Source organism: Amycolatopsis sp. NPDC003865, from assembly GCF_053605345.1.
In genome coordinates this window covers 968,524-986,083 of sequence record NZ_JBSGJA010000001.1, presented here as the reverse complement: position 1 = coordinate 986,083, position 17,560 = coordinate 968,524, and the positions used below count along the sequence as shown (strand labels likewise).

Annotated in this window: 19 protein-coding genes; 11 read left to right on the top strand and 8 right to left on the bottom strand. The window is 72.8% G+C overall.

Annotated features, from left to right (window positions below):
* Nucleotides 1–19: 19 nt before the first annotated feature.
* Entirely contained in the window at nt 20–622 is a 603-nt protein-coding gene (locus ACWEVP_RS04360) for a SecDF P1 head subdomain-containing protein (RefSeq protein WP_452061206.1), read from the top strand.
* A 3-nt stretch (nt 623–625) separates the two neighbouring features.
* Here the strand turns inward: ACWEVP_RS04360 and ACWEVP_RS04355 are convergent, their stop codons facing one another.
* Nucleotides 626–1,102, bottom strand: a complete 477-nt coding sequence (locus ACWEVP_RS04355; RefSeq protein ID WP_452061205.1) for a MarR family winged helix-turn-helix transcriptional regulator — start codon at nt 1,100–1,102, stop codon at nt 626–628.
* An 82-nt stretch (nt 1,103–1,184) separates the two neighbouring features.
* Between ACWEVP_RS04355 and ACWEVP_RS04350 the strand changes: the two genes are divergently transcribed.
* The 3 genes from ACWEVP_RS04350 to ACWEVP_RS04340 all read left to right on the top strand — a co-directional run bounded on the left by ACWEVP_RS04350 (nt 1,185) and on the right by ACWEVP_RS04340 (nt 3,229).
* Nucleotides 1,185–1,826 carry an FMN-dependent NADH-azoreductase gene (locus ACWEVP_RS04350; protein ID WP_452061204.1) on the top strand — a complete coding sequence of 214 codons (642 nt, stop codon included), beginning with the start codon at nt 1,185–1,187 and terminating at the stop codon, nt 1,824–1,826.
* Nucleotides 1,827–2,004: 178 nt separating this feature from the next.
* On the top strand, nt 2,005–2,514 hold the full coding sequence (locus tag ACWEVP_RS04345) for an ATP-binding protein (protein ID WP_452061203.1): 510 nt from the start codon (nt 2,005–2,007) through the stop codon (nt 2,512–2,514).
* Between the two features lie 88 nt (nt 2,515–2,602).
* Nucleotides 2,603–3,229 (top strand): response regulator, encoded by a 627-nt coding sequence (locus tag ACWEVP_RS04340; RefSeq protein WP_452061202.1) that lies wholly within the window; start codon nt 2,603–2,605, stop codon nt 3,227–3,229.
* On the opposite strand, the gene ACWEVP_RS04335 is transcribed toward ACWEVP_RS04340, so the two are convergent.
* Nucleotides 3,210–6,602, bottom strand: a complete 3,393-nt coding sequence (locus ACWEVP_RS04335) for an indolepyruvate ferredoxin oxidoreductase family protein (protein WP_452061201.1) — start codon at nt 6,600–6,602, stop codon at nt 3,210–3,212. The two genes, ACWEVP_RS04340 and ACWEVP_RS04335, sit on opposite strands and share 20 nt — an antisense overlap.
* Nucleotides 6,603–6,752: 150 nt before the next feature.
* Between ACWEVP_RS04335 and ACWEVP_RS04330 the strand changes: the two genes are divergently transcribed.
* Entirely contained in the window at nt 6,753–7,199 is a 447-nt protein-coding gene (locus ACWEVP_RS04330) for an Lrp/AsnC family transcriptional regulator (RefSeq protein ID WP_452061200.1), read from the top strand.
* A 1-nt stretch (nt 7,200) separates the two neighbouring features.
* Complete coding sequence (locus ACWEVP_RS04325; protein ID WP_452061199.1) at nt 7,201–7,926, top strand: hypothetical protein; 726 nt, start codon at nt 7,201–7,203, stop codon at nt 7,924–7,926.
* Here the strand turns inward: ACWEVP_RS04325 and ACWEVP_RS04320 are convergent.
* The 3 genes from ACWEVP_RS04320 to ACWEVP_RS04310 all read right to left on the bottom strand — a co-directional run bounded on the left by ACWEVP_RS04320 (nt 7,923) and on the right by ACWEVP_RS04310 (nt 11,403).
* On the bottom strand, nt 7,923–8,921 hold the full coding sequence (locus tag ACWEVP_RS04320) for a hypothetical protein (RefSeq protein ID WP_452061198.1): 999 nt from the start codon (nt 8,919–8,921) through the stop codon (nt 7,923–7,925). The genes ACWEVP_RS04325 and ACWEVP_RS04320 overlap by 4 nt on opposite strands.
* 92 nt (nt 8,922–9,013) lie before the next feature.
* Entirely contained in the window at nt 9,014–10,633 is a 1,620-nt protein-coding gene (locus ACWEVP_RS04315; protein WP_452061197.1) for a thiamine pyrophosphate-binding protein, read from the bottom strand.
* A complete protein-coding gene (locus ACWEVP_RS04310; RefSeq protein WP_452061196.1) occupies nt 10,630–11,403 on the bottom strand; it encodes a cyclase family protein in 774 nt (257 codons plus the stop codon). The genes ACWEVP_RS04315 and ACWEVP_RS04310 overlap by 4 nt, the downstream gene beginning before the upstream one ends.
* Before the next feature lie 120 nt (nt 11,404–11,523).
* On the opposite strand from ACWEVP_RS04310, the gene ACWEVP_RS04305 reads away from it, so the two are divergent.
* The 3 genes from ACWEVP_RS04305 to ACWEVP_RS04295 are packed head-to-tail and all read left to right on the top strand — an operon-like array spanning nt 11,524 to nt 13,789.
* Nucleotides 11,524–11,919, top strand: a complete 396-nt coding sequence (locus ACWEVP_RS04305) for a GntR family transcriptional regulator (protein ID WP_452061195.1) — start codon at nt 11,524–11,526, stop codon at nt 11,917–11,919.
* Nucleotides 11,920–11,930: 11 nt separating this feature from the next.
* On the top strand, nt 11,931–12,809 hold the full coding sequence (locus ACWEVP_RS04300) for an ABC transporter ATP-binding protein (protein WP_452061194.1): 879 nt from the start codon (nt 11,931–11,933) through the stop codon (nt 12,807–12,809).
* Complete coding sequence (locus ACWEVP_RS04295; RefSeq protein ID WP_452061193.1) at nt 12,806–13,789, top strand: ABC transporter permease; 984 nt, start codon at nt 12,806–12,808, stop codon at nt 13,787–13,789. The genes ACWEVP_RS04300 and ACWEVP_RS04295 overlap by 4 nt, the downstream gene beginning before the upstream one ends.
* A 13-nt stretch (nt 13,790–13,802) precedes the next feature.
* On the opposite strand, the gene ACWEVP_RS04290 is transcribed toward ACWEVP_RS04295, so the two are convergent.
* The gene (locus tag ACWEVP_RS04290) at nt 13,803–14,648 is read right to left on the bottom strand and encodes an SAM-dependent methyltransferase (protein WP_452061192.1); all 846 of its coding nucleotides are present in this window, start codon (nt 14,646–14,648) and stop codon (nt 13,803–13,805) included.
* Between the two features lie 71 nt (nt 14,649–14,719).
* A complete protein-coding gene (locus ACWEVP_RS04285) occupies nt 14,720–14,914 on the bottom strand; it encodes a hypothetical protein (protein ID WP_452061191.1) in 195 nt (64 codons plus the stop codon).
* A gap of 200 nt (nt 14,915–15,114) precedes the next feature.
* On the opposite strand from ACWEVP_RS04285, the gene ACWEVP_RS04280 reads away from it, so the two are divergent.
* On the top strand, nt 15,115–15,849 hold the full coding sequence (locus ACWEVP_RS04280; RefSeq protein WP_452061190.1) for a sugar phosphate isomerase/epimerase family protein: 735 nt from the start codon (nt 15,115–15,117) through the stop codon (nt 15,847–15,849).
* Complete coding sequence (locus ACWEVP_RS04275; protein WP_452061189.1) at nt 15,846–16,946, top strand: Gfo/Idh/MocA family protein; 1,101 nt, start codon at nt 15,846–15,848, stop codon at nt 16,944–16,946. Before ACWEVP_RS04280 ends, ACWEVP_RS04275 begins: the two co-directional genes overlap by 4 nt.
* Here the strand turns inward: ACWEVP_RS04275 and ACWEVP_RS04270 are convergent.
* Nucleotides 16,943–17,530 carry a TetR/AcrR family transcriptional regulator gene (locus ACWEVP_RS04270; RefSeq protein ID WP_452061188.1) on the bottom strand — a complete coding sequence of 196 codons (588 nt, stop codon included), beginning with the start codon at nt 17,528–17,530 and terminating at the stop codon, nt 16,943–16,945. The genes ACWEVP_RS04275 and ACWEVP_RS04270 overlap by 4 nt on opposite strands.
* Nucleotides 17,531–17,560 lie beyond the last annotated feature (30 nt).

The window sequence follows — 17,560 nt, the reverse complement described above, 5'->3', positions numbered from 1 at the left end:
GCACGCCAGAATGAGCGGCGTGCGGATCCTCCTGCTCGCGGCCGTCGCCGTGCTCGCCACCGGGTGCCAGGCCGAGGTCGCGGGGCACGCCGCGCCCACCGGGTTCGTCGTCACCGACGGCACGCAGCTGCGGTTCCGCCCGGTCCTCGCCGAACTGCCGCCGGGGCCGGCGACCGGCTCGGCGACCGACCGGCAGAGCACCGACCCGGCCGTGCAGCAGGCCGCGGCGCAGGCGTTCGACTGCGCCCAGGGCGAGCCGGACCCCCTGGCCGGCCGGGACGATCCGGCGTTGCCCCTGGTCAGCTGCGACCGCGCGCAAGGCACGAAGTACGTCCTCGGCCCGGGCTTCCTCAGCGGCGCGGACGTGAGCCGCGTGGACGCCGTCCTCGACCCGCAGACGGGCGGTTCGGTCATCACCCTCAGCTTCACCGCCAAGGGTGCGAGGACCTGGGCCGAGTGGACCGGGCAGAACGTCGGCAAGCAGGTCGCGATGGTGCTGAAGAGCCGCGTCCTGACCGCGCCCACCGTGCAGTCCGCCATCACCGGCGGGGAAACGCAGATCACCGGGAAGTTCACGCTGCCCGAAGCGCGGCAGCTGGCCCGCGACATCGCCGGCGGCTGACGCTCAGCAGGTCGGCGGCAAGGCTTCCCGGCAGGCTTCGGTGTTCGTCTTGTTCGTCGCCTGCTGCAGCAGTTCGTAGAGGGTCTCGCGCTGCTCGTCGCTGAGCCCGCTGAACACCTCGTCCTCGACCGCGGCCAGCGCGAACTCCGCGCGCGCCAGCAGCTTCGCGCCGACGTCGGTGAGCTCGACGACGTGCCGGCGCCGGTCGACCGGCGACCGGCGGCGCTCGATCAGGTTCTCGGCTTCGAGGTCGTTGAGCAGCCCGACGACGTTCGTGCTGTCCATCTCCAGGGTCTTCGCCAGGTCCTGCTGGGAGCTGCCGCCCTGGTCGCGCAGGACGGTGAGGGCGATCAGGTGCCGCGGGCGCAACCCGAGCGGGGTGAGCACCGACTCGCTGCGCGTCTGCAGCCGGCGCGTGAGCTGGCCGAGCAGCGCCCCACACCGGTGGGGCGGCTGGTTGACGACCGGCAGCGACGACATGAGCCCAGTATATGGGCACCCCAACGGTCGATGTGCTATTAATGGTTTGTCCAACACCAACGATCTATGGGCGGCTAACGACATGGCGCATCTCCTCCACATCGACTCGAGCATCCAGGGCGAGCGCTCGGTGAGCCGCGCGCTCAGCGCGCGGGCCGCGGCGGCGTGGCGCGCCGCGCACCCGGACGGCACGGTCACCTACCGCGACCTCGGCGCGAACCCGCTGCCCCACATCGACGCGGCGAGCGGGCTGGCCGGCATGGTGCCGCCGGAGCAGCACACGCCCGAGCAGGCGGCGGCGTGGGCGCGGACCCGCGAGCTGGTCGACGAGATCAAGGCGGCCGACACGGTCCTGCTGGGCCTGCCGCTCTACAACTTCGGCCCGCCGAGCAGCGTCAAGGCGTGGGTCGACCACCTCATCGCGCCCGGCCTCTCGGTCGACCACGAAACCCAGACCGGCCTGCTCGGCGGCCGCGAGTTCATCGTGCTGGCCTCCCGCGGCGGCGGTTACGGCGAGGGAACGCCCCGCGAGGGCTGGGACCACGCCGAGCAGTGGCTCCCGCACGGCGTTTCCCTGACCGGCCTCGAGCCGCGCTTCATCACCGCGGAGCTGACGCTGGCGCACGTGAACCCGGCGATGGCGGAGCTCATCCCGCTGGCCGACGCGAGCCGGGCCACCGCGGAGAAGGTCATCGACAACCTGTGGGTTCCCGCCCGCGTCTGAGGAGTGGTCGCCGGGCGCCACGGCGTCCGGCGACCGTTCGGCGCGCGAATCCTCGCCTTCGACGACGGTGCGTGGGCCCCCGGCGCCACCGCGGTCACCCGGCCGGTACCGTGCCGCCGGAGGCCGGGTGGCAAGATGCCGGGACCCGGACAGTCGACCTGGGCGAGGAAGGTCAGGTTTGAGCGCGCACACCTCCCAGATGGACGATATCCGCCTGGTCGCGCAACCCAGCGCGTTGCCGGTCACGGAGCTGTTCGTCCGCCTGATTCTCACCGACTGGTCCCTGCTGCCGATGCTGGAGCACGTGACCGCGACCGCGAGACGGCTGGTCGAGACCGTCATCGAAGCCGGCGACCCGCGGTCACCCGCGTTCGTCACGCTGCGGCTGCGGCTGCGGGCCGACGTGCTGGTGATCGAGGTCGACGACGACGTGCCGGGCCTGCCCGAGCCGAAGGTCGTCGGACCCGGCGAGCGCGTCGGCGTCACGCCCGGCGTGGGCGGTGCCCGCACCACCTGGTGCGAGCTCGAGCTGCCCGGCGGGATGAACGCCAAGCAGGTCCGCCTGCCGCGGCGCCAGGACCGCCGGACCCTGGTCGACGAGCCCGTCTCCGGTGACCCGGTGGCGGCGGACCCGGAGGTGCTGGAGCGCCTGCTCACCCGGCTGAGCGGCTGGTCCGGCCAGGGCTGACGGTTTCCGCACCACCGGCCGCGGGCTGAACCGGACCCGCCTCCCGATCCGTGCATCCAGGCAGGGAGAGGACGAGGAGGCGGCCGTAGTGCGGATTGTCATCGCGGAGGAAGACGCCCTGCTGCGGGAGGGGCTCGTGCTGCTCCTGCGCAGCGAGGGCTTCGACGTCGCGGCGGCGGTGGACCACCCCGGCGACCTGCCGGCCGCCGTCGCGGCGGAGGCACCGGACCTGGCCGTCGTCGACGTCCGGATGCCGCCGACGTTCACCGACGAAGGACTGCGGGCCGCCCTCGAAGCGCGCCGGCTCATGCCGGGGCTGGCGATCCTCGCGCTCTCGGCGTTCATCGAAGACGGCTACGCGGGCGACCTCCTGGCCGCCGGGGGCGGCGGCGCGGGCTACCTGCTCAAGGAGCGCGTCGGCAGGCCCGGCGAGTTCCTCGACGCCCTTAAGCGCGTCGCCGCCGGGGGCACAGTGCTCGACCGCGACGTCGTCGCCGTCCAGCTGGCCCGGCCGCGGCCCGGCGACCCCGTCGCCACGCTCAACGCGCGCGAACGCGAAGTCGTCGCACTGCTGGCCGAAGGCCACTCGGTGCCGGCGATCGGGCGGCTGCTCGGCATCGGCACCGCCGCCGCCCGGCGGCACGCCGGGGACGTCAGCGCGAAGCTGCGCGTCCCCGACGGCGCCCAGGCGATGCTCAGCTACCTGCGGGCGTGAGGACCTCGGCCCGCTTCTCCCGGTACCGGGCGACGTTGGCGAGCTTGACGTCCTCGTACCCGCGGACCAGGTCCGGCAGCTCGGCCAGCGCCAGCACCCGGGCCCGGTCGACGTCGGCGGCCGTGAAGGCCTCGAGCACCATCCCGCGGTAGTCCTCGATCAGCTCGCGCTCGACCCGCCGCACCTCGGCGCGGCCGAACGGGTCGAACCGCGTGCCGCGCAGCCGCCGCAGCGCGTGCAGCAGCCGGAAGGCCGGGCGGAACCACGGGCCCAGGCTGATCTTGCGCTTCATCCCCAGCGCCCGCAGCACCGGCGGGTGCAGCCGGTAGGCGTACTTCGTGCCTTCGCCGAACTGCTCCTCGAGACCCGCGGTGAACGCCGGGTCGAGCGAAAGCCGCGCGACCTCGTACTCGTCCTTGTACGCCATCAGCTTGTACAGGTGCTTCGCGACGGCTTCGGTGATCTCCGTCGGCCCGTCCTCCAGCACCCGCACCCGCTCGACGAACTCCGCGTACGCCCGCGCGTACCGCTTGTCCTGGTAGGCGACCAGGTCCGGGATCCGGACGTCGAGCAGCCGCGCCAGCTCCGAACCCGGTTCCGCGTGCACCAGCTTCCGCACGGACGGCTGCGCGACCGGCCGCGCCGGAGCGGGGGTGCTCGTGAGCGCGGTGGGGTCGGCGATGAGCTGGCGGCCGCGGCGGAAGGCCTGCAGGTTCGCCGCCACGGCGGTGCCGTTCAGTTCGATCGCGCGCTCGATCACCGCGGCGGGCAACCCGATCGCGCCGGTCTGGAACGCCGCGCCGAGCTGCAGCACGTTCGCGAACTGGTCGTCGTCGAACAGCTCTTCGGCCAGGCCGCGCGCGTCCAGGGAGACCGTGCGCTTCGCCGCGGCCTCCAGGGGCGCGAGGACGCTGCTCGGGTCCGGGAAGGACACCGTCGTGTCGACGACCATCCGGCCGGTCGGCACCTCTGTGGTCGACACGACCGCGGTGGTGCGCGCGGCGTCGGCCACGCCGAGGTTCGCCGCGTCCGCGCCGACCAGCGCGTCGCACGCCAGGTAGAGGTCGCACTCACCGGCGGCCAGCTTCGGGGCCTGCTCGACCGGCTCCGCCGTCACCTTCAGGTCGGACACCACCGCGCCGCCCTTCTGGGCCAGCCCGGTCTGGTCGAGCGTGCGGACGTGCCGCCCGTCGAGCACCGCGGCGGTGGCGAGGATCTGTGTCACGGTGACCACACCGGTACCGCCGATCCCGGTGATCCGCACGGTGAAGTCCGTTGCGGACACCGGGGGAGCGGGGACGGCATCGGCGGTCAGCTCGCCGAGCTTCCGGCGCTGCTTCTTTCCGGTCGGCACGACGGTGACGAACGACGGGCAGTCCCCGGCCAGGCACGAGTAGTCGACGTTGCAGGACGACTGGTGGATCGCGGTCTTGCGGCCGAACTCGGTCGCGACCGGCTGCACCGACAGGCAGTTCGACTTGGTGCCGCAGTCGCCGCAGCCTTCGCACACGCGCTCGTTGATGACGACGCGGGTCGTCGGCGTGGCCTGCTTGCCGCGGCGGCGCTTCCGCCGTTTTTCGGCCGCGCACTCCTGCTCGTGGATCAGCACGGTGACGCCCTTGACGGCGGCCAGTTCCTCTTGGGTGGCCAGGAGTTCCGTGCGATCGCGGACCTCGACGCCGGCGGGGAGCCTGCGGCGTCGCAGCTTCGCGGGCGCGTCGCTGGTGATCACGACCTTCTTCGCGCCTTCGACGAGCAGCAGTTCGGCGACCTTCTCCACCGGCAGCCCGCCGACGGCGTCCTGGCCGCCGGTCATCGCGACCGCGGAGTTGTAGAGCAGCTTGTAGGTGATGTTGACGCCGGCCGCGACGGCCGCGCGCACGGCGAGGCTGCCGGAGTGGGTGAACGTGCCGTCACCGATGTTCTGGACGAAGTGCTCGGCCTCGACGAACGGCGCCATGCCGATCCACTGGGTGCCCTCGCCGCCCATCTGCGTCACGCCGAGGACGGTGCCGACCTGGTCGGGTTCCATGAACAGCGCCATGGTGTGGCAGCCGATCCCGCCGCCGACCAGCGTGCCCTCGGGCACCTTCGTCGACGAGTTGTGCGGGCAGCCGGAGCAGAAGTACGGCGTGCGCGCGAGCAGCGGTACCGAGATGCGCTCGCGGCGACGGCGCGTTGTGAAGGCGTCCACCGAGGCGATGCCCGCGGGCAGCCGCCGGGCCAGGCCGGCCGCGATGCCGTCCGGGTCCAGCTCGCCGAGTTCGGTGAACAGCGTCCGGCCATCGCGGTCCTTCTTGCCGGTGACCGCGGGCGCGCCGGGGACGCCGTAGAGGACCTCCTTGAGCGCCGTCTCGACGAAAGACCGCTTCTCCTCGACGACGACGATCTCGTCGAGGCCCTCGGCGAACTCGCGGACGATCCCGGGCTCGAGGGGGTGGATCGCGCCCAGCTTGAGCACGCGGATGCCGTACTCGGCCAGGCTTTCCGCGTCGAGGCCGAGGGACCGGAACGCCTGCTGCAGGTCCAAATAGGACTTCCCGGCGGAGACGATGCCGATCCGGTCGGCGGGGCCGCGCGCGGTGATCCGGTTGACGCCGCTCGCGCGCAGGTAGTCGGTGACCAGCGGCAGCCGGACGGTGAACAGGCTGCGTTCCAGCTCGGCGAGGCTGGTGCCGAGCAGCCGGGACGTCGGCGTGTGCCGGTAACCCCGCTCGAGCACCGGTGCCGTCCACTGCGGATCGACGATGGCCGTGCCCGAGGCGTCGGCGACGTTGGCCACGATCTTCAGCGAAGTCCACACGCCGGCGGCGCGCGACAGCTCGACCGCGTGCATGCCGAGGTCGAGGACGTCCTGGGGGTCGGCCGGGAAGAAGATCGGGATCGCCAGGTCGGCGAGCGCCAGTTCGGACGCGCACGGGACGGTCGAGGACTTCGCGTTCGGGTCGTCGCCGACGAGGGCGACGGCGCCGCCGCGCGGGTCGGTGCCGGCCAGGTTGGCGTGCCGCAGCGCGTCGGTGGCGCGGTCGAGGCCGGGGGCCTTGCCGTACCAGAACCCGGTGACGCCACGCCGCCCGCCGGCGCCGGCCACGAGCTGGCTGCCCATCACCGAAGTCGCGGCCAGCTCTTCGTTGAGGCCGGGGCGGTGGACGACGTCGTGCTTCTCCAGCAGCTTCGCGCGCCGGCCGAGCTCGAGGTCGTAGCCGGCCAGCGGCGAGCCCTCGTAGCCGGAGACGAACACGGCGGGGTCGCCGCCCCGGGCGCGGTCGTGGCGGACGCGGTCGAACAGCAGCCGGACCAGGGCCTGCACCCCGGTCAGGTGCACGGTCCCCGCTTCCCGCAGGTAGCGGTCCTCCAGCGTGAACGTCTCCACGGCCCGGCTCCTCTCGTGTGCTTCCCGGCACAGTGCGGCGTGGGTCACGCGCACGCAACAGGCGATGCCGGATCAGCATCCCAGACGCAAACTTCGGCAGGATTTCGCGCCGGCTGGCCCGGATTTTTGCGCCCGGTTACGCTCGGGCGCATGACCGAAGACCTGCTCGACGCGACCGACCACGAGATCCTCGGTCTGCTGCGCGAAGACGCCCGCCGCACGCTTTCGGACATCGCCGGCCGCGTCACGCTGTCGACGGCCGCGGTCAAGCGCCGCATCGACCGGCTGCGCGAGACCGGTGTGATCACCGGGTTCACCGTGCAGGTCGACCACGCGAAGCTGGGCTGGGGCATCGAGGCGTTCACCGAGCTGCGGTTCGTCGGGAACACGAAGGTCGCGGAGATCCTGCGCACGACCACGCGGATGCCCGAGGCGCAGGCGGTGTTCACGATCGCGGGCGACCCGGACGCGCTCGTGTGGCTGCGGGTGCGGGACATGGCCCACCTGCAGAAGACGATCGACGAGATCCGCCGCCAGCACCAGGTCACCGGCACGAAGACGCTGATCGCGCTGGAATCCTGGTCGCGGGGCACCTGACGTGCTCGTGACGCTGGCGCAGCGCCCGGACCTCGCCGACGCCGTCTACGCGATCCCGTACCCGCCCGGCTCGCCGTCGTTCATGGCGGGCAGCCTGACGAGCCTGCTGGTGCGCAGCCGCCGCGTGGCGCGGCGCTGGCCGCACCTGGTCGTCGCGCTCCTGGAGGACGGCCGGCCGGTGGCGCGCGGGATCATGGTGCCGTTCCGCGGCCGCGGAACGCTGCCCGCGCGAGGCTGGGACGAGGTCGCGGTGTGGGCGGCGGAGGACGCGCTCGACGGCGTCACCGCGGACACCGCGTGCGCGCTGGAGATCGCGGTCCACCCGGACCACCACGGTCGCGGCCACTCGGGGACGGTGCTGTCGGGCATGCGCGCGGCCGCGGCCGGGCTGGACGCGCTCGTGGTCCCGGTCCGGCCGCCGGACAAGGCGGCGGTGCCGGAGGTGCCGATGCGCGAGTACGCGGCCGAGACACGGGCGGACGGCCTGCCCGCCGACCGCTGGCTGCGCACCCACGTCCGGGCGGGCGGCCGCATCGAGGCGGTCGCCCCCTGCTCGGCAACGGTCCAGGCGCCCCTGGAGGACTGGCGCCGCTGGACCGGGCTGCCGTTCGCGAACGACGGCCCGGTCCTCGTCCCGGGTGCGCTCGCCCCGGTGATCGTGTCGGTGGCCCAGGACTTCGCGGTGTACGTCGAGCCGAACGTCTGGGTGTCGCACCGCGTCGGCTAACCGCGCAGCAGAACCCCGGACGTGCGCTCGCGCTCGATGAAGAACTCCGGCCACTCCAGCCCGTCCGGCGGCGCGTCGATCGCGGCCGCCCGGCGGCGGAGTTCGTCCAGGTAACCGGTGTCGAGGAGCGTCCGCGCCGACAACGGCTCCCTCAGCAGCAGGTCGGCCGGTCCCTGGTACAGGTACGCGTCCACGCCCGGGAAGCCCTTGCTGCCCGACGGGTACTCGCGGTTCGTCGGGAAGTACGTCGTGTCGAGCGCCCCCAGCCAGGACCCCGCGATGGGTGTCAGCGACGGCCACGAACCCAGGCGCTGCTCCAGCCGGGCATTGTCCGAAGTGAACCCGTAGTGGTCCGCCACGACGTACGCCGCGCCGGGGTACTCACGCTCCAGTTGCGCGACGGCCCCGCTGCCGCCGTCGTGCTTCAGGTGCCCGAGCCCGAACAACATGAGCGCCTTGCGGTGCTTCTGCAGCACCTGCGTCTTCACCACCGACGTGATCGACGCGTCGCGGTCGTGGAACACCTCCATGTCCGCCGGGCTGGTGATCCGGCTCCAGTCGATGGGCGGGTCGCCCGCCAGCACGCGGATCTTCCGTTCGGCGGGCAGCTTCGTGTCGACCTGCCGCACCAGCGCGAAAAGCTGTTCGTAGAACAGCGAAAACCCGCAGCTCGGCTGGGTCGTGTCCCGCCAGACGCGGCTGATGTCCGGGACGTCACCGCCCGCGATGTAGGCGTCCAGCACCGGCTGGAGGCGCGAGTTGCCGCACTCCACGACGACGTCGTTCACGCGGGCCGGGAAGCGGGGATCCCGGACGAGGTCGAAGACGAACGGCCCGGGGTCCGGACTGGACTTCGCGACGATCGAATGGGTGTCGAACGCGGCGAGCAGGGCACCGACGGGGTCGGCGGGCGGCCGCGGCTGGCCCGCGTCGGCCGGCGCGGCCACCAGTGCGGCGGCCGCGAGCACGGCCAGGACGGTCTTCACCAAGCGCATGACAGCTCCCCAGAACGGATTACCTATTGTCTTACAACTGTAGGACAACTCGGTCAGCATCCAGCTCCGCCCGGGCCGCTGTCAAGGCCGGGTCAGTGCTTGAACGCCTCCGCGAGCCACCACGAACCGCCGTCGTCGGCGATCTTGGCGTCGATGACCAGCGGGGCGTCGCGCGGACCCGCCAGCCATTCGCGTACCGCGAAAAGGTCTTCGGCCGACCGCACGGTCACGCCGTCGGCGCCGAAGCCGCGGCCGATCGCGGCGAGGTCGGAGTCGGGGAACCGGACCGTGGTCATGTCGGCGTCGCCGAAGTGGTGGATCTCCGCGCCGTAGGCGGCGTCGTTGTAGACGATCACCACCAGCGGCAGGCCCAGCCGGACCGCGGTGTCCAGTTCGGACAGTGCCATGTGGAACCCGCCGTCGCCGGTGCCCAGCACCGGCAGCCGGTCCGGACGGGCGAGCGCCGCGCCGATCGCCGTACCCAGGCCCAGCCCGATGCTCTGGAACGCCTGCGTGAAGCAGAATCCCTGCTCGTCGGGCACCGACAGGTACGCGCTCGGGTAGCCCATGAAGTTGCCGGAGTCGATCGAGACGATCCGCTCGGCGGGCAGCATTTCGTCGAGCAGCCTGCTCAGCGTCCGCGGGTCGATCCGGCCACCCCGGGAGAGGTCCTCGTGCTCGACATCGTTCCAGCGCCCCGCCGCGATCCGGGCCGCGACCTCGTCGGTGCGGTAGCCCCGCTGCTCCTTCGCCGCGGCGAAGACGTCGGCGGCGGTGACCCCGACGTCGCCGACGATCCCCAGGTCGATCGGCCGGTGCGCGCCCAGCGCGCTCTGCTCGACGTCGACCTGGACGAGCTTCGCGTGCGGGCTGAGCAGCTTCCCGTGGCGGGTGGTCCACATGTTCAGCGCGCAGCCCCAGCCGACGACGAGGTCCGCGCCCAGGATCAGCTCGGCGGCCGTCGGCGACGCGAACCCGCCCGAAATGCCCAGCGCGAACGGGTCCCCGTGGAACAGCCCGTGCGCGACGGCCGACGTCGCCAGCAGCGCGCCGCACCGGGAAGCCAGCTCCCGCAACGGTTCCCGGCTGCCCCGAGCGCCGCGGCCGGCGATGAACACCGGCCGCTCGGCGGCCGCGAGGAGGTCCGCGAGCGCGCCGGCCGAACCGGCGTCCGGGCGCACCGCCGCGGGTCCCGCGATGTCCGGCACGGGCGCCGGCGAAGGTGCCGGCTCGGCCTGGACGTCGAGGGGCAGGTTCAGCACGACGGTCCGGCGCTGCTGCCGCGCGGTCCGGAAGGCTCGCACGGTGTCGGCGAAGGCGCTCGCGGCCGAGTGCACCCGCTCCGGCACGGCGCCGATCGCGGTGGCCAGCCCGTCCTGGTCCACGCGGAAGTTCGACAGCACCGACGCGCTCGCGGAGTCCGCGGTGACGACGAGCATCGGCGTCCGGCTCTTGGCCGCCTCGGTGATGCCGGTCATCGCGTTGGTCAGCCCGCACCCCTGGTGCAGCGACAGCACCGAAACCTTGCCGCTCATCCGCGCGTACGCGTCGGCCATGCTCGCCGCGCCGCCTTCGTGGCGGGCGGCGACGAACCGGACGCCGCCCGCGCGCAGCGCGTTCGTCACCTCGAAGTTGCCGCTGCCCACCACGCCGAACGCCGGGCCCACGCCGAGACCGGCCAGGGTCCGGCCGACGAGTCCGGCGACGTTCACCGCTCCACCAGGGCCAGCACCCGGGCCGGGCTGCCGGAGCCGCCGACGATCGGCAGCGGCGAGACGACCAGCAGCGTGCCGGTCGGCGGCAGCGCGGCCAGGTTCTGCAGCTGGGTCAGGCCGTGCTTCCCGGCGCCCAGCAGGAGTTCGTGGCAGGGGAACATCGGCTCCAGGCCGGGCGCCTGGCCCGCGTCGGTGCCGACGGTCTCCACACCGAGCCCGGTGATCGGGGTCTGCTCGGCCAGCCACCGCGCGCACTCGGGCGAGACGCCGGGGGAGTGCGAGCCGGTGTCGTCGGCGTTGAGGAAGGCGTCCTGGTCGTGGCTGCGCGCGTCCCAGCCGGTGCGGTAGAGCAGCCAGCCGCCTTCGGGCAGCGGGCCGTGCTCGGACGTCCACGCGGTGACGTCGTCGATCGACAGCAGGAAGTCCGGGTTCTCGGCCGCCCGCGCGGAGAAGTCCAGCACGACCGCGGGCGCCACCAGTGTCTTCAGCGGCACCTGCGAGACATCGTGACCGTCCTTTCCGGACACCCAGTGCACCGGGACGTCGAGGTGGGTGCCGGTGTGCTCGCCGGTGTGGATGTCGTTCCAGTACCAGCGCGGGCCGCGCTCGTCGTAGCGGCTGATCTCCTCCAGCCGGAACGGGATGGTGTTGGCGAACGGTTCCGGCAGCCGCAGGATCGGCGTGCTCGCGCTCAGGGGCGCGGTGAGGTCGACGATCTCGACCGACCCGTCGCCGAGCGCCTTGCTCAGCCCGTCCAACAACGACATGCCTGCCTCCCGGGTGCCGGTGTGCGTCTCGATCGAGACCCTATGCCCGCGGGACGCTCCTTGACAGCTGTGTGCTCGCGGGTGTTGTCTTAATGTCGTAAGACAATAGGAAGGTGTTGGGTGATCGAGTTCGTCCTGGACGGCCGCTCGCGGGTCGCCACGTACATGCAGCTCGTCGTCCAGGTGAAGCAGGCGCTGAGGGTCGGCCTGCTGCGCCCCGGCGACCAGCTGCCGAAGGTGCGCGAAGTGGCCCAGGCGCTGGCGATCAACCCGAACACCGTGCTCAAGGCCTACCGCGAGCTGGTCCTGGAGGGGCTCGCGGAGGGCAGGCCGGGGGTGGGCACGTTCGTCACCGGCGACCTGGCCGGGCCGTCGCTGGGCAACCAGGCGCGGCTGCGCGACGAGCTGGTGGCCTGGCTGGAGCGCGCCGAAGCCGCGGGGATGTCGCCCGACGACATCGCGGCCCTGATCGAGACCACGTTGCGGGGCACCGCGGTGCCCCGCAACCTTGCGTAGGGAGTTCCGGAATGGAGCTGGCCGTGCAGACCCGGGCGCTGGGCAAGCGCTACGGGCGCACCTGGGCGTTGCAGGACTGCGCGCTGGACGTCCCCGCCGGGCGGATCGCCGCGCTGGTGGGCCCGAACGGCGCGGGCAAGACGACGCTGCTGCACCTGGCCGTCGGGCTGCTGCGGCCCGACGCGGGGGAGGTGCGCGTGTTCGGCCGCGACCCGCGGTCCGTGCTGCCCGACATCGGGTTCGTCGCCCAGGACACCCCGCTGTACCGCGACTTCACCGCGGCCGAGCTCGTCACGATGGGCGGCAAGCTGAACCGCCGCCGCTGGGACGCCGCGCTGGCCCGCGAGCGGCTCGCCATGCTCGGCATCCCGCCGGACCGGCCGGTCGGGAAGCTGTCGGGCGGGCAGCGCGCGCAGGTCGCGCTGGCGCTGGCCCTGGCCAAGCGCCCGCGGCTGCTGCTGCTCGACGAGCCCATCGCGAGCCTGGACCCGTTGGCGCGCCGTGAGTTCATGCAGGCGCTGATGGGGGCGGTGGCCGAGAGCGAGACGACCGTGCTGCTGTCTTCGCACCTGCTCGCCGACCTCGAGCGCAGCTGCGACTACCTGATCGTCCTGCAGCAGTCCCGCGTCCAGCTGACCGGGGCGGTCGACGATCTGCTCGACACGCACCGCACGCTGGTCGGCCCGCGGGCCGGCAGCGAGTCGATCGCGGGGGTGGCGAAGGTGGTCCGCGCGAGCCACACCGAACGCCAGTCGACGCTGCTCGTCCGCCGCGGCGACGGACCGGTCGATCCTTTGTGGACGGAGCACGAGGTGACCCTGGAGGACCTGGTGCTGGCGTACCTGGCCGAGGCGACGGAGACCCGGGTCGAGTGGGAGGTGCCGGCATGATCTGGCTGACCTGGCGCCAGCACCGCAAGCAGGCGCTGTTCACCCTCGGCGCGCTGGCCGTGCTCGCCGCGATCATGGTCCCGACGGGCCTGGCGATGCACACGAAGTACGACAGCCTCGGCTTGCCCGCCTGCCGGGCGGCGCTCGGCACCGCGTCGATGATCACGCAGACCGAGGCGGTGGGGCGGTGCGAGGGCCTGGGACACCAGTTCCAGCAGCAGTTCAGCGGCATGGTGTTCGTCGCGGTCCTGTTCGTGGTGCTGCCGGTCCTGGTCGGCGTGTTCTTCGGCGCGCCGCTGGTGTCCCGTGAGTTCGAGCAGGGCACCCACCGTCTCGTGTGGACCCAGGGCGTCAGCCGACTGCGGTGGGCGCTGGTGAAGTTCGGGCTGGTCGGCGCGATCACGGTGGTGCTGGCGGTCGGGTACGCGCTCGGTGTGTCGTGGTGGTTCCAGCCGCTGGTGTCCGCCTCGACCGGCCGGCTGACGTACTTGTCGTTCGACGTCCAGGGCGTGGTCCCGATCGCGTACACGCTGTTCGCGCTGGCGCTGGGGATCTTCGCGGGAACGTACTGGCGCAAGGTGCTGCCGGCGATGGGGATCGCGCTGGTCGGCTTCGCGGCGGTCCGCGTGGCGATCGAGGTACTGGCCCGGCCCCGCTACCTCCCGGCGCGGACGTTGTCGTTCTCGCCGTCGGGCACCCAGACGCCCAACCCGGCGTCGGGTGACTGGGTGATGTCCGAGGGCGTCCGCAACGCGGCGGGGGAGATGGTGCTGCCGAACGCCCGGATCGGCCCGTGCCCACCCAGCGGCTGCGGCGCGGGCCCGGGTCCCGGCGAGGCGGGGGCGGGTGCGTACAACTGGATGGAGTTCCAGCCGGGGGACCGGTTCTGGACGTTCCAGGCGATCGAGACGGGGGTCTTCGCGCTGCTGACGGCGGCGCTGGTCTACTTCGCGCTGCGCAGGCTGCGCACGATCGCCTGACCGGAAGCCCTGCTCAGCGCTTGACGCCGACGATCCCGGCCACGCACTTCGCCGAACCCGACAGCGGCGTAAGCCGGGGGCCGTCCGGCCACCACTCGTCGCACACCGCCAGGCCCGGGCCGGACGTCGCGTTCGGCGGGAGGAACTCCAGGCCCGGCAGCATCGCCTCGATCTCGACGCGGGTGCGGAACCGGCCGGCGCCCAGCGGGCCCTGCACCAGGATCTGCTCGATCCGCTTCGCGATCGCGGTCAGCTCCGGCACCTCGGGGTCGAAGAAGTGCGACAGCACCACGTACGAGCCCGGGGCGAGCGCGTCGATGTACTCGCGCATGACCTCGACCGCGCCGTCGCCCTCGAAGTGGTGCATCGTGCCCACGTGCAGCAGCGCGACCGGCTCGGAGAAGTCGATGTGCCGCCGCACGTCCTCGTGGGTGAGCACCGCCTCGGGCTTGAAGATGTCGGCCTCGACCATGTGCGTGAAGTCGTTCTCCACGAGCAGCGCGCGGCCGTGCGCGAGGACCACGGGGTCGTTGTCGACGTAGACGACGGTGTTGTCCTTGTCGATGCGCTGGACGATCTGGTGCGTGTTCTCCGCCGTCGGCAGGCCCGACCCGCAGTCGAGGTACTGCCGGATCGACGTCTGGCTCGCCAGCATCCGCAGCGCGCGGTTGTGGAAACCGCGGTTGCCGCGGGCGATGTCGACCGCTTCCGGAACCGCCGCGCGGATCTTCTCCATGACGAGCCGGTCGACCTCGTAGAAGTTGTTTCCGCCGAGGAAGCCGTCGTAGATCCGCGCGATGCTCGGCCGGTCGGGGTCGACTCCCACCGGCTTCTGGCTCGGGGACAGCGTCTCGGACATGGCGACCTCACTGGACTTCGACGTGGAGGCCACCCAGCGTAGTAGTTCGCGTCCGCGCGGTAAACGCGAGGTCAGCCGCTCGGACGAAGCCGCTGGTCGGGGATGACGTCGCGGGCGCGCTCGGCGCGTTCGCGACGCAGCCGTTCGAGGTGCTGCTCGATCCGCCGGTCGAGGTCCAGCGCGGCCTCGGACAGTTCCGTCAGGTCGCGACGGGACGCCGGGTGGCCGACGGCCCCCGTGTCCACTTCGTCCCCTGCCCTGTCCACTCGCGGCACCTCCCGGATCGGATCTGCCCTGACCCCGTTCAAAGGCGTTACTGCCCCAACGGGCGCTTGCCAAAACACGGGGGGTCGTGATGCCGGGCACGCCGGTGCCGCCGTCCGGTGGACCGGCGGCCGAATCCCTGGTGCCAATTTTGACCAAGTGGTAGAAATTCAGCGAACCCCGCGACCTCCAGGAGCCGGTGATGAGCGAGCTTTCCGTGCAGCTGTACTCGGTCCGCGACGCCTTCGCGGCCGATCCCGACGGCACCCTGCGGCAGCTCGCCGCGCTCGGTTTCACGCGGGTCGAGCCGTACGGCGTCGTCGAAAACGCCGAGGCGCTGCGGGCCGGCCTGCCCGCCCACGGCCTGACCGCCCCGACCGCGCACGCCCGGCTGATCGGCGTCGACCAGGCCGCCGTCTTCGCCGCCGCGGCCGAGCTGGGCATCGGCCTGGTCGTCGACCCGTACGTCGAGCCGGAGCGGTGGCAGGACCCGGCCGACATCGCCGCGACGGCGGACGCGCTCAACGCCGCCGCCAAGGTCGCCGCCGAGCACGGCGTGCAGGTCGGCTACCACAACCACTGGTGGGAGCTGCGGGCCCGGATCGACGGCCGCAGCGCCTTCGAGGTCTTCGCCGACCAGCTCGACCCCGCCGTCGCGCTGGAGGTCGACACCTACTGGGCCACCGCCGGCGGCGAGGACGCGCCCGCGCTGCTGCGCCGGCTCGGCGACCGCGTCCGCGCGATCCACGTCAAGGACGGCGGCCTCGCCACCGACGCCACGGGCCAGGTGCCCGCCGGCCAGGGCCGGGTGCCGGTCGCCGACGTGCTCGCCGCCGCGCCGGACGCGCTGCGCGTGATCGAATTCGACGCCTACGACGGCGACCTCTTCGCGGCCATCGCGGCCAGCCGCGCCTTCCTGACCGGGGCCGGCCGATGACCGGCGGGCCGGTCGGCGTCGGGATCGTCGGCACCGGCGTCATCAGCGGCACCTACCTCGAGAACCTGACGAGCTTCCCGGACGTCCGCGTGCTGCGGGTGGCCGACCTCGACGCCGGGCGCGCGGCCGCCCGCGCGGCCGAGTACGGCGTGCCGGCCTCGGGCACGGTGGCCGAACTGCTCGACGATCCCGAGGTCGAGATCGTCGTCAACCTGACCGTCCCGGCTGCGCACGTCGACGTCGGCCTGGCCGCCCTCGAAGCGGGCAAGCACGTCTGGGCCGAGAAGCCCCTGGCGCTGGACCGCCAGACCGGCCGCAAGCTCCTCGACCGCGCACGGGAGAAGAACCTGCGCGTGGCGAGCGCGCCCGACACCGTCCTCGGCGCCGCGCTGCAGACCGCGCGGCGAGCCGTCGACGCGGGCCGGATCGGCGCGCCCATGACCGCGCTGGCCCTGTTCCAGGTGCCGGGGCCGGAAGCGTGGCACCCGGCGCCGGAGTTCTACTACCAGCCCGGTGGCGGGCCGCTGCTCGACATGGGCCCGTACTACCTGACGACGCTGGTGCACCTGCTCGGCCCGATCCGGCGCGTCACCGGCGCGGGCGGCCGGGCGCGCGACACCCGGGTCGTCGGCTCCGGCCCGCGCGCGGGGACGGAGTTCCCGGTGCTGGTGCCGACGACGGTCACCGCGCTCGTGGAGTTCGAAGCCGCCTCGGCGCAGATCGTGCTGAGCTTCGATTCGGCGCTCAAGCGGACCGGGCTCGTCGAGCTGACCGGCACCCTCGGCACGGCCGTGCTGCCGGACCCCAACCGCTTCGACGAGCCGACCCGGCTGCACCTGCTCGGCCACGAGGAGCCGGAAGAGCTGGCGGCGCACGGGCACGCGGCTTCGCGCGGCACCGGGACGCTGGAACTCGCGCGGGCGATCCGGGCCGGCGTGCCGGAACGCGCGTCCGGCGAGCTGGCCTACCACGTGCTCGACGCGATGCTGGCCATCGACGAGTCCATGACCCGCGGGCAGGCCGTCGAGGTCGCGAGCACCGTCGGCGTCCCGCCCGCGCTGCCGGCCGGCTGGGACCCGTACGCGAAGACCCTCTAGAGCGGGACGGTGAGCAGGTTCTGCAGGTAGAAACGCAGCGAACCGACCAGGTCGACGTCGCCGGGGACGGTCAGCCACTGCACCTGCAGGCCGTCCATGAGCGCGATGAACGTCAGCGTGGCCAGCTCCGGGTCGACCCCGTCCCGGAGCTCGCCGCGGGCGGCCAGCACCGCGAACGATTCGTGCACGCCGGCGCGCGCGGCTCGGTAGTGGCGGACGAAGTACGCGTGCGCCGGGTGGTCCGCGGCGACGGCTTCGGCGGCGAGCCGCGAATAGAGGTCGACGATCCCGGGGTGGCGGACGTTGTGCTCGGCGAGCGCGACGAAGTGGCGCAGCACTTCGAGACCCGGCGGCACGGTCAGCTGTTCGCGCTCGGAGTCCTCGCTGTCGCGCCGCTCGAGCACGGCGGCGAGCAGCGCCTCCTTGGTGGGGAAGTAGTAGAGCAGGCCGGCGTGCGAGATCCCGACCCGCTTGGCGATCTCCCGCAGCGACGAGCCGTGGTAGCCGAGCTCGCCGTACGCCGCAGCCGCCGCGGTGATGATGTCCTCGCGGCGGATCCGGCCCTTCAGGTAGCCCCCGGTCACGGGGTCGCGGTGGTGTCGGCGGCGTGCACG